Source organism: Micromonospora sp. NPDC005553, assembly GCF_042871765.1.
In the GTDB taxonomy this organism is placed as follows: Bacteria; Actinomycetota; Actinomycetes; order Mycobacteriales; family Micromonosporaceae; genus Micromonospora.
In genome coordinates this window covers 554,649-568,080 of the sequence record NZ_JBIAJD010000006.1, presented here as the reverse complement: position 1 = coordinate 568,080, position 13,432 = coordinate 554,649, and the positions used below count along the sequence as shown (strand labels likewise).

11 protein-coding genes are annotated in these 13,432 nt (G+C 71.8%); 1 reads left to right on the top strand and 10 read right to left on the bottom strand.

The genetic code is table 11. The features are described 5' to 3' along the window. Positions 1-22 precede the first annotated feature (22 nt). Positions 23-643 carry a DUF402 domain-containing protein gene (locus ACFYPG_RS26515; protein WP_387354210.1) on the bottom strand — a complete coding sequence of 207 codons (621 nt, stop codon included), beginning with the start codon at positions 641-643 and terminating at the stop codon, positions 23-25. A gap of 49 nt (positions 644-692) precedes the next feature. Next, positions 693-2,099 carry a proline--tRNA ligase gene (gene proS, locus ACFYPG_RS26510; protein WP_355005246.1) on the bottom strand — a complete coding sequence of 469 codons (1,407 nt, stop codon included), beginning with the start codon at positions 2,097-2,099 and terminating at the stop codon, positions 693-695. A 242-nt stretch (positions 2,100-2,341) separates the two neighbouring features. On the opposite strand from proS, the gene ACFYPG_RS26505 reads away from it, so the two are divergent. Further along, entirely contained in the window at positions 2,342-2,938 is a 597-nt protein-coding gene (locus ACFYPG_RS26505; protein ID WP_355005247.1) for a TetR family transcriptional regulator, read from the top strand. A 270-nt stretch (positions 2,939-3,208) separates the two neighbouring features. Here the strand turns inward: ACFYPG_RS26505 and ACFYPG_RS26500 are convergent, their stop codons facing one another. The 8 genes from ACFYPG_RS26500 to ACFYPG_RS26465 form a co-directional block, all read right to left on the bottom strand. Then, positions 3,209-4,288, bottom strand: coding sequence for an amidohydrolase family protein (locus ACFYPG_RS26500; protein WP_387354209.1), 1,080 nt, complete (start codon positions 4,286-4,288; stop codon positions 3,209-3,211). Positions 4,289-4,353: 65 nt separating this feature from the next. Further along, positions 4,354-5,913 (bottom strand): signal recognition particle protein, encoded by a 1,560-nt coding sequence (gene ffh / locus ACFYPG_RS26495; protein WP_387354208.1) that lies wholly within the window; start codon positions 5,911-5,913, stop codon positions 4,354-4,356. A 114-nt stretch (positions 5,914-6,027) separates the two neighbouring features. Beyond that, positions 6,028-6,684: a response regulator gene (locus ACFYPG_RS26490; protein WP_387354207.1), complete on the bottom strand. Its 657-nt coding sequence runs from the start codon at positions 6,682-6,684 to the stop codon at positions 6,028-6,030. Beyond that, positions 6,681-7,844, bottom strand: a complete 1,164-nt coding sequence (locus ACFYPG_RS26485; protein ID WP_387354206.1) for a sensor histidine kinase — start codon at positions 7,842-7,844, stop codon at positions 6,681-6,683. The genes ACFYPG_RS26490 and ACFYPG_RS26485 overlap by 4 nt, the downstream gene beginning before the upstream one ends. 325 nt (positions 7,845-8,169) lie before the next feature. Further along, positions 8,170-10,500, bottom strand: a complete 2,331-nt coding sequence (locus ACFYPG_RS26480) for a [protein-PII] uridylyltransferase (protein ID WP_355005251.1) — start codon at positions 10,498-10,500, stop codon at positions 8,170-8,172. A gap of 16 nt (positions 10,501-10,516) precedes the next feature. Beyond that, positions 10,517-10,855: a P-II family nitrogen regulator gene (locus ACFYPG_RS26475; RefSeq protein WP_172862163.1), complete on the bottom strand. Its 339-nt coding sequence runs from the start codon at positions 10,853-10,855 to the stop codon at positions 10,517-10,519. A gap of 25 nt (positions 10,856-10,880) precedes the next feature. Further along, on the bottom strand, positions 10,881-12,293 hold the full coding sequence (locus ACFYPG_RS26470) for an ammonium transporter (protein ID WP_387354205.1): 1,413 nt from the start codon (positions 12,291-12,293) through the stop codon (positions 10,881-10,883). A gap of 275 nt (positions 12,294-12,568) precedes the next feature. Continuing rightward, on the bottom strand, positions 12,569-13,432 hold the full coding sequence (locus ACFYPG_RS26465; RefSeq protein WP_355005253.1) for an aminoglycoside phosphotransferase family protein: 864 nt from the start codon (positions 13,430-13,432) through the stop codon (positions 12,569-12,571).

The following is a 13,432-nucleotide window of genomic DNA, read 5'->3' as shown; positions in this document are numbered from 1 at the left end:
TTGCCGGTGACCTCGACACCGCTCAGCGCACCGGCGGACGATCCCATCCCGGTGGCAGTTTGTCCGGTATGCCCCACTCCGGTGGGGGTGTGAAATCACACCAGGTGCCGTCGAACGGGAACTCGCCAGCCTCGGCGAGCGCGATCACCCGCTCCCCCTCGGCGCGGACCGCCTTCTCGTCGGTCACCCAGTAGTCGGCGCCGAAGGCGAGCCGCTCGACGAACTCACCCTCGTCCTTCCACTCCCAGCTGCGATCCGGCCACACCACCACGTCCAGGTCCTGGTCCACCACGTCGACGCCGGCCACCGGGCCGTCGTCCCAGCGGACACCGGGCTCCTCGAGGTTGACGTACCAGTGGGCGAACCGGCCCTGGGCGTCGGAGAACCACCAGACGGAGTGCGCCGCCCCCGTGGGCAGGAACTTCAACAGCGGCGGGCCGTTCCAGCGTCCGTGCGCCAACCGGTAGGTCGACGAGATCCACTGGGCGAAAGGCATGGCCCGCATGTTGAGCCCGGCCTCGGTCACCTCATGGGCCACCGGCGAGTCCCGGGCGATCCAGACCAGCAACCCTCGATCATCGTCGCTGACCACGCGGGCCGGCCGGATCCACCCGATCCGGCCGTGCCGCACGTTCCGATGCATGATCAGCCGACCCGGCTCGAACCGGTCGACGGGGTTGCCCGGCCGCACCTCAGTAGGCGCGGGCGAGGATGGCGACCAGGTCCGGCTCGTCCTCCGAGTCCGGTACCGAACCGTCGGCGCGCAGCAGGCAGCGCACAGTGACGCCCTGACCGTTCGCCTCCGCCTCACCGGCCACGCCGACCGCCGACCACGGCACCCGCGCCCAGCCGGTCGCGGCGGCCTCGATCGCCTCGGCCAGGGTGGCCACCTCGACGGTGCGCGACTCGCGGTTGGCCAGCGCCTGGTCGTGCAGCACCTGCTGGTCGGTCTCCAGGGCGGCCAGCACCGCGGTGACCACGTCCGCCACCGGCGTCGGGGTCTTCGAACCGTCGGTCCGACGCACCACCGTCGCGTTGCCCACGGCCAGGTCACGGGGGCCGACTTCGACGCGTACCGGATAGCCACGCAGCTCGGCGTCGACGGCCCGGCGGCCGAACGGGGTGTCGGTCCGGTCGTCGAGCGCGACCCGGACACCGGCGTCGCGCAGGCCGTCGCGCAGCTTGGCCGCCGCCTCGCCGACGCCGTCGCCGTCCTTGACGATCATGACGTACGCCTGGATCGGCGCGAGCCTCGGCGGCACGCGCAGGCCGTTGTCGTCGCCGTGCGCCATGATCAGGCCACCGAGCATCCGGGTGGACGTGCCCCAGGAGGTGGTCCAGGCGTGCTCCCGGCCGCCCTCCTTGGAGGAGTAGCTGATGTCGAACGCCTTGGCGAAGTTCTGGCCCAGCTCGTGGCTGGTGCCCAGCTGCAACGCCTTGCCGTCGCCCATCATGCCTTCGCAGGTGTACGTGGCCGTCGCCCCGGCGAAGCGCTCACGCTTCGTCTTCAGGCCGACCACCACCGGAATGCCGATCACGTTGACCATCAGGTCCTCGTACGCCTCGTGCAGGATCCGCCGCGCGTACGCCCGGGCGTCCTCACGGGTGGCGTGCGCGGTGTGCCCCTCCTGCCAGAGGAACTCGCTGGTACGCAGGAAGATCCGCGGACGAAGCTCCCACCGGACCACGTTCGCCCACTGGTTGAGCAGCAGCGGCAGGTCCCGGTACGAGTCGATCCACTTGGCCATGAACTCGCCGATGACCGTCTCGCTGGTCGGACGCACCACCACCGGCTCCGCCAGCGGCTTGCCACCACCGTGGGTGACGACGGCCAGCTCCGGCGAGAAGCCCTCGACGTGCTCCGCCTCACGCTTGAGGTAGCTCTCGGGGATGAACAACGGGAAGTACGCGTTCTCCGCCCCCGCCGCCTTGATCCGAGCGTCCATCTCAGCCTGCATACGCTCCCAGATGGCGTAGCCGGCCGGTCGGATGACCATGGTGCCGCGAACCGGGCCGTTGTCGGCCAGCTTCGCCTTGGCGATCAGGTCCTGGTACCAGCGGGGAAAATCCTCCGCACGGGGAGTGAGCACGCGTGCCATGACCGCACATACTATGCGCCGCTCGTCAGGGCGGTGCGCTCGGGCGCGGCATCGTCGGCCCCCGCCGCCATGTCCTTCCTCCATCCGCACGCCCGGGGAGCGGCTCCCACCCCCGGGCCCGAGGCCCCCGACCCGGCACGCCAGGCCGCGAACCGGGTGCGCCGGGTGGCCCGACACCGGCAGCTGACCCGGCCCGATCGTCGACCGGTCCGGCCGACACGCCGGCCTACACTTCGACCACCATGATTGAGCAGAGGGACCCCACCCCGGTACGGACCGGCATCGTCGACGCCGCCCGCGCGCTGACCGTCGCGACCGGATGGGACGGAGTCCGGATGGGTGCCGTCGCGAACACCGCAGGGGTGAGCCGACAGACCGTCTACAACGAGTTCGGCAGCAAGGCAGGGCTGGCCGAGGCGCTCGCCCGCGCCGAGGTGGACCGGTTCGTCGGCGCCGTCCGGGCCGCTCTGCTCGCCCACGACACCGACGTGCGGGCCGGCGCGTACGCGGCCATCGCAAACACCCTCACCACGGCTGCGGAAAACCCGCTGATCAAGGCGATCCTGACCAGCGCCCGCGGCGGCTCGGACGAACTACTGCCGTACCTCACCACCCGGGCCGAAGTGGTGCTCACCGAGGCGTCCGGCGCCCTGATCGACTGGGCCGGCGACCACCTGCCCGGAGCGGACCAGGCCGCGCTGACCTTCGCCGCCGACACCATCGTCCGCCTGGTGGTCAGCCACATCGTGCTCCCCCGCGAACCGATCGAGCAGACCGCCACGGCCCTCGCCGACCTCGCCGTACGCCTCTTCAGCGCCGCCGCCCGCCCACTCCCCTGACCCCCACCCCACCCCGCCCTCGCGCCCCGCGCCCGCGCAACTTCCCGGATGTTGCGGCCTCAGGTGCGCAAGAGGCAGCAACATCCCCGATGTTGCGGGGATCTCTCTCTCGGGGCCCGGCTGATCTCGCAACCAGGTCAAGATCGCGCTCGATAATGGATGTAGTGGCATCCTCCAACGCGGAGGCCACTACATCCTGGTTCGAGCGCGATCTTGCGACACGGCCGGCTCGGCCCGGCCCGGCCCGGGCGGTGTGGCGCTCGCGGGAGGTCAGCGGATGACGCGGCCGCGAAGGATCGTGCGGGACGGGGCGCGGACGACGCGCAGGTCTCTGCGGGGGTCTTCGGGGTAGACGGTCAGGTCGGCGAGGCCGCCTTCGACCAGGCCGGCGAAGCCGAGCCACGCGCGGGCGCCCCAGGAGGCGGCGGCGAGTACGTCGATCGGTGCCATGCCGGCCCGTTCGTGCAGCAGCAGCATCTCCTCGGCGGCGAGCCCGTGATCGATGCCGCCACCGGCGTCGGTGCCCACGTAGATGGGTACCCCAGCCTCGTACGCGGCACGCACCACCTCGGGGAAGCCGTCGCGCAACGCGAGCATGTGGTCGGCGTACCCGGGAAACTTGCCTCGCGCCTGCTCGGCGATGCCCCCGAAGGTGGCGATGTTGATCATCGTGGGGATCAGGGCGGTGCCCTGGCGGGCCATCTCGTCGATCAGGTCGAGGCTGAGCCCGGTGCCGTGCTCCACCGAGTCCACCCCGGCCCGCACCATGATCTCGACTGCCGACTCGGAGAAGGTGTGCACCGCGGCGCGTACCCCGGCGTCGTGCGCCGCCCGCACGGCGGCGGTGAGGGTGTCCGCGTCCCAGGCCGGCGCCAGGTCACCGACGCCACGGTCGATCCAGTCGCCGACCAGCTTGACCCAGCCATTGCCGGCCCGTGCCTGCGCGGCGACAGTGGCGGCCACCTCGGTCGCGTCGACCTCCACCCCGATGTCGCGCAGGTAGCGCTTCGGCGGGGCGACATGCTGGCCCGCGCGGGCCAGTCGCGGCAGGTCCGGCTCGTCGTCGAGTTCGGGGTACGGGTACGGCGAGCCGGCGTCCCGGATCGCCAGCACCCCGGCGTCCCGGTCGACGTGGGCCAACGCGCGGGCCTGGTCGAGTGAGGTGATCGGGGCGCCACCTCGGGCGATGCCGATGTGGCAGTGAGCGTCGACCAGCCCCGGCAACACGAAGCCGCCGTCGACGACGGTCCGGGCATCGGGTACGGGGGTGAAGGTCACCCGGTCGCCGACCAGCCAGAGATCCCGGACCTCGTCGTCGGGGAGCAGCACGCCGCGCACATGAAGAGCCATGCGCACAGTCCTACCCGATCACTCCCCGTCGGGGGCGAGCAGGTGGTCCTCGACCGGCACCGAGGTCAGCGCGGGCCCTTGTCGCCGCCCTTGCCGAGCTTGTTGAAGTCGATCTTCGGAAGCTTGAAGCCGGGCGGCAGGCCCTGGCCGCCAGCGAGGTCGTTCGGGTCCATCCCCGGCGGGAGCTGCGGCATGCCGCCCGGGAAACCGGCGGGCATCCCGGCGCCGGCGCCGGTACGCGGACGACCGCCACCCTTGGTGCCCTTGCGCTTGTTCTTCGGCGACTTGGTCGCCTTGCGGCGGCCACCGCCGGGCAGGCCCATCATGCCGCCCATCTGCTTCATCATCTTCTGCGCGTCGGCGAAGCGGTTGAGCAGCTGGTTGACGTCCATCACGGTGACGCCAGACCCGTTGGCGATGCGCGCCCGGCGGGAACCGTTGATGATCTTCGGGTTGGTCCGCTCGCCCGGGGTCATCGACCTGATGATCGCGGTGACCCGGTCGAAGTGACTGTCGTCCAGATCGGCGAGCTGGTCCTTCATCTGCCCCATGCCCGGCATCATGGCCAGCACGTTGGCGATCGGGCCCATCCGCCGCACCGCGATGAGCTGCTCGAGGAAGTCGTCAAGGGTGAACTGCTCACCGCCCATCAGCTTGGCGGTCATCTTCTCCTTCTGATCGGAGTCGAAGGCCTGCTCGGCCTGCTCGATCAGAGTGAGGACGTCGCCCATGCCGAGGATCCGGCTGGCCATCCGGTCGGGGTGGAAGACGTCGAAGTCCTCCAGTTTCTCACCGGTGGAGGCGAACAGGATCGGCTGCCCGGTGACCTCACGGACCGACAGCGCGGCACCACCACGGGCATCGCCGTCGAGCTTGGAGAGCACCACACCGGTGATGCCGACGCCGTCGCGGAACGCCTCGGCGGTGCGGACGGCGTCCTGACCGACCATCGCGTCGATGACGAAGATGACCTCGTCCGGCGAGACGGCGTCGCGGATGTCGGCGGCCTGCTGCATCATCTCGGCGTCGATGCCGAGGCGGCCGGCGGTGTCGACGATGACGATGTCGCGGGCGGCGCGCTTCGCGTGCTCGATCGACGCGCGGGCCACCTGCACCGGGTCACCGGTGCCGTTGCCGGGCTCCGGGGCGTACACCTCGACACCGGCCCGGCCACCGAGCACCTGGAGCTGCCCGACGGCGTTGGGGCGCTGGAGGTCGGCGGCGACGAGCAGCGGCTGGTGTCCCTGGCCCTTCAGCCAGCGGGCCAGCTTGCCGGCGAGGGTCGTCTTACCGGAACCCTGGAGGCCGGCCAACATGATCACGGTCGGCGGCTGCTTGGCGAACTGGAGCCGCCGGCCCTCGCCGCCGAGCACAGTGATCAGCTCTTCGTTGACGATCTTGATGATCTGCTGGGCCGGGTTCAGCGCCTGGGAGACCTCGGAGCTGCGGGCCCGCTCCTTGACGGCCGCGATGAAGCCCTTGACCACCGGCAGCGCGACGTCCGCCTCCAGCAGCGCGAGGCGGATCTCGCGCGCGGTGGCGTCGATGTCGGCGTCGGTGAGCCGCCCCTTGCCGCGGAGCTTGGTGAAGATCCCGGACAGGCGGTCACTCAAGGTGTCAAACACGCGAACATCCCGTTTGTCAGTGTTCCGGCGGGCACAACGCGGCCGGCACTGCGGAGTCCGGCCACCGCTAGGGTAACCGCCCGGCCGTAGGGCCGCTGTCGCCCGGCCCGGGCCTCACCCCGACACCAACCCCGACTGGTACGCGAACACGACGAGCTGGGCCCGATCCCGGGCTCCCAGCTTGCCCATCGCCCGGCTGACGTGGGTCCGCGCGGTCGCCGGGCTGACCACCAACCGTGCGGCGATCTCCTCGTTGTTCAGGCCCTCACCGACCAGGCCGACGACCTGACGCTCCCGATCGGTAAGCGCCTCCAGTCGCGGGTGCGGACGAAGCACCCGGGACGGCCGGGTGGCGAACTCCCGCACCACCCGACGGGTCACCGACGGCGACAGCAGCGCCTCCCCCTCGGCGACGAGCCGGATCGCGCGCAGCAGCTCAGTCGGTCTGGTGTCCTTGGTGAGGAACCCGCTCGCACCGTGCCGCAGCGCGTCGAAGACGTACTCGTCCAGCTCGAAGGTGGTGAGCATCACCACCCGCGTGCCGGTCAGGTCGGGGTCGGCGACGATACGGCGGGTCGCCTCGATGCCGTCGATGCCGGGCATCCGGATGTCCATCAGCACCACGTCCGGCCGAACCCGGTGGGCCAACTCGACCGCCCGCAGCCCGTCGGACGCCTCGCCGGCCAGCGCCAGGTCGTCCTCGCTCTCCACCAGCGCGCGCAGCCCGAGCCGGACCAGATCCTGGTCGTCGGCGATCAGCACCCGGATCACGTGGTCGGCTCCACGGGCAGCCCGGCGTACACCCGGAACCCGCCCCCGGCGCGCGGCCCGGTGGTCAACCGCCCGCCCAGCGCCGCGACCCGCTCGCGCATGCCGGCCAGACCGTGGCCGCCCTCGCCGTCGGCCGGAGCCGTCCCGGCGCGGTCGGCACCTACCCCCCGGTCGGTGACCTCGACGGTCACCTCGTCGACGCGGTAGTCCACTGTCACCTCCGCGCTCGCCACTCCCGCGTGCCGCAGCACGTTTGTCAACGCCTCCTGCACCACCCGGTACGCGGCCAGGTCGACCGCGGTCGGCACCTCCCTGGGCTCCCCGACGACGCGCACCTCGACGGCGAGCCCCGCCCCGGCCAGCCGGTCGCGCAGCGCGGGAAGCCGGGCCAGGCCGGGTACCGGCTCGCGCTCGGCGCCCCGCCGCACCGCACCCAGGGTGACCCGCAGCTCGTCCAGCGCCTCGCGGCTGGTCCGGCTGATCGCGGTCAGGGCCACCTCCGCCTGCTCCGGCCGCTTCGGCAGCAGGTGCAGGGCGATCTCCGCCTGCATGCTGATCGCGGCCAGCCCGTGCCCCACCACGTCGTGCACCTCCTGCGCGATGCGCAGCCGCTCCTCGTCGGCCTGCCGTCGCGCCTGCTCAACTCGGCTGCGGGCCTCTTCGGCACGGGTACGCGCGGTCGCCTCACGGCTCACCCGCACCACCACCCCCACCGCGAACGGTACGACCACCCAGGCCGACGCGGGCAGCACTCCCGTCCAACCCGGCGCGGGCCCCCGCCCGAAGAAGACGTGCGCCAACAACAGAACGAACGCGCCACCGGTGGCGAGCGCCGCCGGTCGCACCGGCAGCCACCCGGCCACGGTGTAGACCGCAACGAGGAACGTGACCAGGATCGGCCCGTACGGGTAGCCGATCAGCAGGTACGTCGAGGTCGCCACTGTGACCACGGCGAGGACGGCGACCGGAGCACGCCGCCGCACCAGCAGGGCGAGCGCCGCGACGGTGATCAGCACCCGACTCACGGCGTCCACCGGCCTCGACCCCGGCTGGTTGTCCCCGGCCAGACCGGTGGCGAGCAATCCGAACCCGAGCAGCACCAGGGCGAGCACGGCATCCGCCGCAACCTCCGGCCACCGCCACTGCCCGCTGCCTCGCATGGCCGTCATTCTGCCCGCGCCGTGGCCATCTGACGTGCGTCAACGAGCGGCATCGCGGCTACGCCCCCGGACGTACCCGCCGCAGGGACCAAACACCCGATCGCACCGCGCTGGCGTCGGACGCCCTCACGAGCCTGATGACTGTGAGGCATCACGATGACTGTGAGGCATCACGCTCGTGGGAGTGACCGGCCGAGCGGCCGAGCGGCCGAGCGGCCGAGCGGCCGAGCGAGCATCCAGGCGCACCGCGCGGCACACGGCGACCAGTCGGCCGGCCGGGTCAGCGCGCCGCAGCCGACAGCGACGCCGACGGTGCCGCCGTGGGTCAGACGGCGGCTAGGACGGCGGCCTCCAGGCGGGCCCGGGTGGCGTCGTCCGGCCAACCGCCCACCAGGTAGAAGGCGTCGACCACGTCGGCGCCGAGGGTGGAGATGCGGGCCGCCCGCACCAGAGCGCCGGCCTCGTCGAGAGCGCAGGTGACTCGGTAGAGCAGCCCGGCGGCGTCGGCGGCGCGCAGTTCCAGCAGTACGGCGTCAGTGGCCGCCTCGCGGTGCCAGACCACTCGTGGAGCCGCGCCGCCGCCACGGCTGGCGAGCGCACGGCCCCGCAGCCGTTGGGTGACCGACACGTCGCCGGCTACCGCCCGGCGCAGGTCGGCGCGGAGCGGGACCGGGTCCGGCGGAAGGCCGTAGCGGGGCTGCACCCGGCACTCGACCAGGGCCCGGCCGTCGACGGCGGAGGCGTCCGCGGAGATCACCTCCAGCCGGTGCAGGGCCAGGCAGCCGGCCACAGTGGCGAGCAGACCCCGTCGGTCGGCCGCCGCGACCGACACCCGGTCGCCGGTCAGGTGGACGACCGGCAGGGGCCCGGCCAGCAGCTCCGGGTCCGGGGCGGGTGGCTCGGGGAGTACCCCGGTGTCCAGCGCGGTGCGGACCCGGGCGACCAACTCGGCGACGAGTCGGCCCTTCCAGTCGGACCAGGCCGCCGGCCCGGTCGCCGCCGCGTCGGCGCGGACCAACGCGTGCAGCACGTCGAGGGTGCCGGTGTCTTCGACCGCCTCGACCACCGAGGCGATGGTGACCGGGTCGCTCAGGTCCCGGCGGGTGGCCACGTCGGGCAGCAGCAGGTGCAGCCGGACCAGCTTGCCGATCAGCTCGACCTCGGCGGTGGGCAGACCGACCCTGGTGGCCACCGCCTGGGCAACCGGTACGCCGACGGTGCTGTGGTCACCGGGGAGTCCCTTGCCGATGTCGTGCAGGAGAGCGCCGAGGAGCAGCAGGTCCGGGCGCTCCACCTCGCGGGCGTGTCGGCTGGCCTCGTGCGCGGTCTGTACGAGGTGCCGGTCGAGGGTGAAGCGGTGCACCGGGTTGTGCTGGGGCAGGCTGCGCAGCCGGGTCCACTCGGGCAGCCAGCCGTCGACCAGCCCGTACCGGTCGCAGGTCTCCCAGGCCGGCACCAGGCCGGGACCGGCTCCCAGCAGGGTGATCAGCGCGGCCCGGGCCTCGGCCGGCCAGGGGGCCGGCAGGGGCGGACAGTACGCCGCCAGCCACTCGCACGTGGCCCGCGCGATGGGGATTCGGGTGGTGGCCGACGCGGCGGCCACCCGCAGCGAGAGGCTCGGGTCGGGGCGTGCCCCGATCGCCGTGCGGGCGAGCACCAGCTCGCCGTCGTGTTCGACCACGTCGCGGGCGACCGGGCGGCGGGCCGGACGGCCGTTGCCGCCGCGGGAGCGGCCGGAGCGCAGCCGGTCGGCGGCCCGGAAGGCGTCGTCCAGGGCGTGACTGACCGTGCGGGCGTCACCGGCGACCCGACGCAGCAGCACGTCACCGTCGTGCACCACGGCTCCCGGCCGCCCCTCGGCCTCGGACGCGCCGGGCTGGAGTTGTCGCAGGCCGAGCAGGTTGGCCACTCCGTCGCGCTCCTGGGCGACCAGCCGGTCGACCCGTCGGCCGACCTGCTGGTGCAGCGCGTCGCGGGTGTCCAACAGGCGCAGGTGAGCGGCGCGTACGGCAGGACGCAGCGCGTCGGTGATGCCGGCGGCGGAGATCGCCCGCAGCAGCCCCACGTCGCGCAGACCACCGGCGGCTTCCTTGAGGTCGCCCTCCAGCAGGAACGCCAGCTCACCGTGGGCCTGCCAGCGGGCCTCGGTGACCTCGCGCAGGCCGGCGAGGTGCCGGACGGCGGTACGCCGCCAATGATCGGCGGCGGTGCGGATCAGCGCGTCGGCCAGCGCCTGGTCCCCCACGATCAACCGGGCGTCGAGCAGCCCGAGGGCTACCTTGACGTCGTCCTGGGCCACCGAGAGCGCCTCGGCGACGGTGCGTACGGAATGGTCGAGCCGCAGGCCCGCGTCCCAGATCGGGTACCAGACCGAGGCGGCCAACTCGTCTGTGCCGGGCACCCCGGCGTGCACCAGCACCAGGTCGAGGTCGCTGTACGGAGCACACTGCCGCCGACCCAGGCCCCCGACGGCCAGGAGTGCCACCCCGTCCCGCGGCGGCAGCAACCCCCGCAGGAACGAGTCGTAGGCCGCGGCCCGCCCCCGCCGGGCCGCTTCCCCGATCCCCCCGGGAACGCCGACGACCTCGTTGATCAAGAGGTTCGCGTCGCCGTCATCGGCGGGTCCTGACGCGTTCTTCTTGATCAACGAGGTCATGTCAGTCGTGGCCGCGTCAGAGTGCGTCGAGGCCGCGTTCGCCGGTACGTACCCGGACGACCTCTTCGACACCGGTGACCCAGACCTTGCCGTCACCGATCTTGCCCGTGCGGGCCGCTCCGACGATGGCGTCCACCACCTTGTCGACGTCGATCTCGTCGGTGAGCACCTCGACCCGGATCTTGGGCAGGAACTCGACCGTGTACTCGGCACCCCGGTAGACCTCGGTGTGCCCCTTCTGCCGCCCGTACCCCTGAACCTCGCTGACGGTCAGCCCGGCCACCCCGAGGGCGTGCAGGGCCTCCTTCACCGCGTCCAGTTGGTACGGCTTGATGACTGCGGTCACCAGCTTCATGTCCAACCCCTCCATCCCAGGAACGTTAACCGGCGACCTTTTCGCTGACCGGCTCGGCGGGCTCCGCCTCCGGCTTGGCACCACTCGTCTTGCCGCCACCGGGGGTGCCGATGCCGGCCATCGCGAACGCGCCACCCGTGCCGCCGCCGGCCGGGGACAGGTCGTAGCTGCTCTCGGCGTGCTCGGCGATGTCGATGCCCTCGACCTCGTCCTCACCCTTGACCCGGAAGCCGATCGTCTTCTCGATGACGAAGGCCAGCACCCAGGCGATGCCGAACGACCAGACGGTGACGATCAGGCCGGCGAGGGCCTGCCGCCCGAGCTGGGTCGCGCCGCCGCCGTAGAAGAGGCCGTCGGAGGCACCCACCACGTCGCTGATCGCGGCGTTGACCGAGTTGGTGGCGAAGAGACCGAGCCAGAGCGAACCGATCCAACCACCGACGAAGTGCACGCCGACCACGTCGAGCGAGTCGTCGTAGCCGAGCTTGTACTTGAGGCTGATGGCGAGCGCGCACACCGCGCCGGCGACGACGCCGAGCAGGACGGCCGCCCAGGGGGCGATGAACCCGCAGGCCGGGGTGATGGCGACCAGGCCGGCGACGGCGCCGGACGAGGCACCGACCATGGTCGGCTTCCGGTCCTTGATCCACTCGACAGCGATCCAGCCGAGCACCGCAGCCGCCGTGGCGAGCTGGGTGTTGATGAAGGCGAGGCCGGCGACCGAGTCGACGGTCAGCTCCGAGCCGGCGTTGAACCCGAACCAGCCGAACCACAGCAGACCCGCACCGAGCGCGACCAGCGGGATGTTGTGCGGCTTCATGCCCTCCCGCGGCCAACCGAGCCGCTTGCCGAGGACCAGGGCAACGGCCAGGGCCGCCGCACCGGCGTTGATGTGCACCGCGGTGCCACCGGCGAAGTCCAACGCGTGGATGTCAGCGCCGATGATGCCGCCGCCCCACACCCAGTGGGCGACCGGGAAGTAGACCAGGGTGGCCCAGCCGAAGGCGAACAGCAGCCAGCCGGCGAACTTGGCCCGGTCGGCGATGGCACCGCTGATCAGCGCGACGGTGATCACCGCGAAGACCATCTGGAAGGCCATGAACACGTAGAGCGGAACCCCGATGCCGCTGGGGTTCTCCGCCGTGGCGCCCCACAGGTCGGTTTCGGCGAGGAAGGTCTTGGTGCCGAGGTACGCGCCCGGGTCGCCCCAGAAGCCGTTCACGTCGGTCCCGAAGGCGACGCTGAATCCGTAGAACCACCACAGAATAGAGATGAGCCCGATAGCCGAGAAGCTCATCATCATCATGTTGAGTACGCCCTTGGCCCGGTTGAGGCCGCCGTAGAACAGCGCCAGTCCGGGGGTCATGAGCAGCACGAGCGCGGTCGAAACCAGCAGCCACGTAGTATTGGCGCCGTCGATCGTCGGTGCTTCAGGCACGCTGGCCTCCTAAAGGTGAAGTCCTCCTTCGCGGCTTTCCGGGGCAGCGTCGCCCGTAGGCCGGTTGCGCGGAAGCTTCGCGGCCGCCTGTTTCACTTTGGGTCCCGTGCGGGTTTCCGTTTCGTGACGGGTTGTTTCGGACGTGTCACGAACTCCGCACAGTCGTCAGCATGGACGATTGTGGATCGACCGGACGGCGATCGTCGATGGCTGACCGGTCAACGGCATCGACCGGTGCGCGTGACGCGCCCGGCCGAGCATCGCCGGACCGGCGCTCAGCGGAGGGCGTTCTCCAGGGTGTGCCGCTCGTAGTCGAGCAGTCGCAGATCGCGCATCGGTCGACGCAGGTGGCCCTTGTGCACGATCCGGACGAACGCCGGCTCACCGGCGGCGGCCATCCGGCGGATCCCCTCGACGTGGTCCACGATCCGTTTACGGATGGTCCGGATCAGCCGGTGCCGGTCCCGGGGGATCAGCCCGTACGCGTCGGCGAAGAGCCGGAGGCGGCGAGGGCGGTCCGGGTTCTTCCAGCCCAGCGTGATCGAGTCGCGGTCCGCGAAGATCGGCACCCAGGTCCAGGCGGCGTACGCCACGTCGTAGATCCGCGCTCCGGGCGAGGCGAGGTCGAAGTCGATCAGCCCGAGGGTGCCGTCCGGACGCCAGATCACGTTGTGCGGCGCGGCGTCGTGGTGGCAGATCACCTCGGTGTCCGGCGGTGGGGGCCCGAACGAGCGCCAGACCGCCGCCTGCGGAGGAGTGAAGCCGTACTGCGCGTCGTGGAACATGCGCAGCATGGTGGCGACGGTGACCAGGGCCTCGTCGGTCACCCAGTGCGGGGCGAGCGGATATTCTCCGCACTCCCCCTCCAGGTACGACAGCACCTCACGGTTGCGCTCGTCCATCCCGAGGGCCCGGGGGGCTCCGGTGAACCCCACGTACTCCAGGTGGCGCAGCAGCGCGTGCACGGACGGGGTCCACGGACCGGCGTTGCGCCGGACCGTGTCACCCACGCGGACAACGGTGCTCACGTTGCCGCCGTGCAGCGGGATCTCCTGCGAAGTCACGTACGGTCTCCCGAGGCGCTGCGAAGGATGGCCCGGGTCACGCCAGCCCGCGTACGCGCGATCGTCAGTGGTCAC

Coding starts and splice junctions, on each gene's coding strand:
- ACFYPG_RS26515 (WP_387354210.1), bottom strand. CDS start 643: ATGCATCGGAACGTGCGGCACGGCCGGATCGGGTGGATCCGGCCGGCC.
- proS (WP_355005246.1), bottom strand. CDS start 2,099: ATGGCACGCGTGCTCACTCCCCGTGCGGAGGATTTTCCCCGCTGGTAC.
- ACFYPG_RS26505 (WP_355005247.1), top strand. CDS start 2,342: ATGATTGAGCAGAGGGACCCCACCCCGGTACGGACCGGCATCGTCGAC.
- ACFYPG_RS26500 (WP_387354209.1), bottom strand. CDS start 4,288: ATGGCTCTTCATGTGCGCGGCGTGCTGCTCCCCGACGACGAGGTCCGG.
- ACFYPG_RS26485 (WP_387354206.1), bottom strand. CDS start 7,844: ATGCGAGGCAGCGGGCAGTGGCGGTGGCCGGAGGTTGCGGCGGATGCC.
- ACFYPG_RS26480 (WP_355005251.1), bottom strand. CDS start 10,500: ATGACCTCGTTGATCAAGAAGAACGCGTCAGGACCCGCCGATGACGGC.
- ACFYPG_RS26475 (WP_172862163.1), bottom strand. CDS start 10,855: ATGAAGCTGGTGACCGCAGTCATCAAGCCGTACCAACTGGACGCGGTG.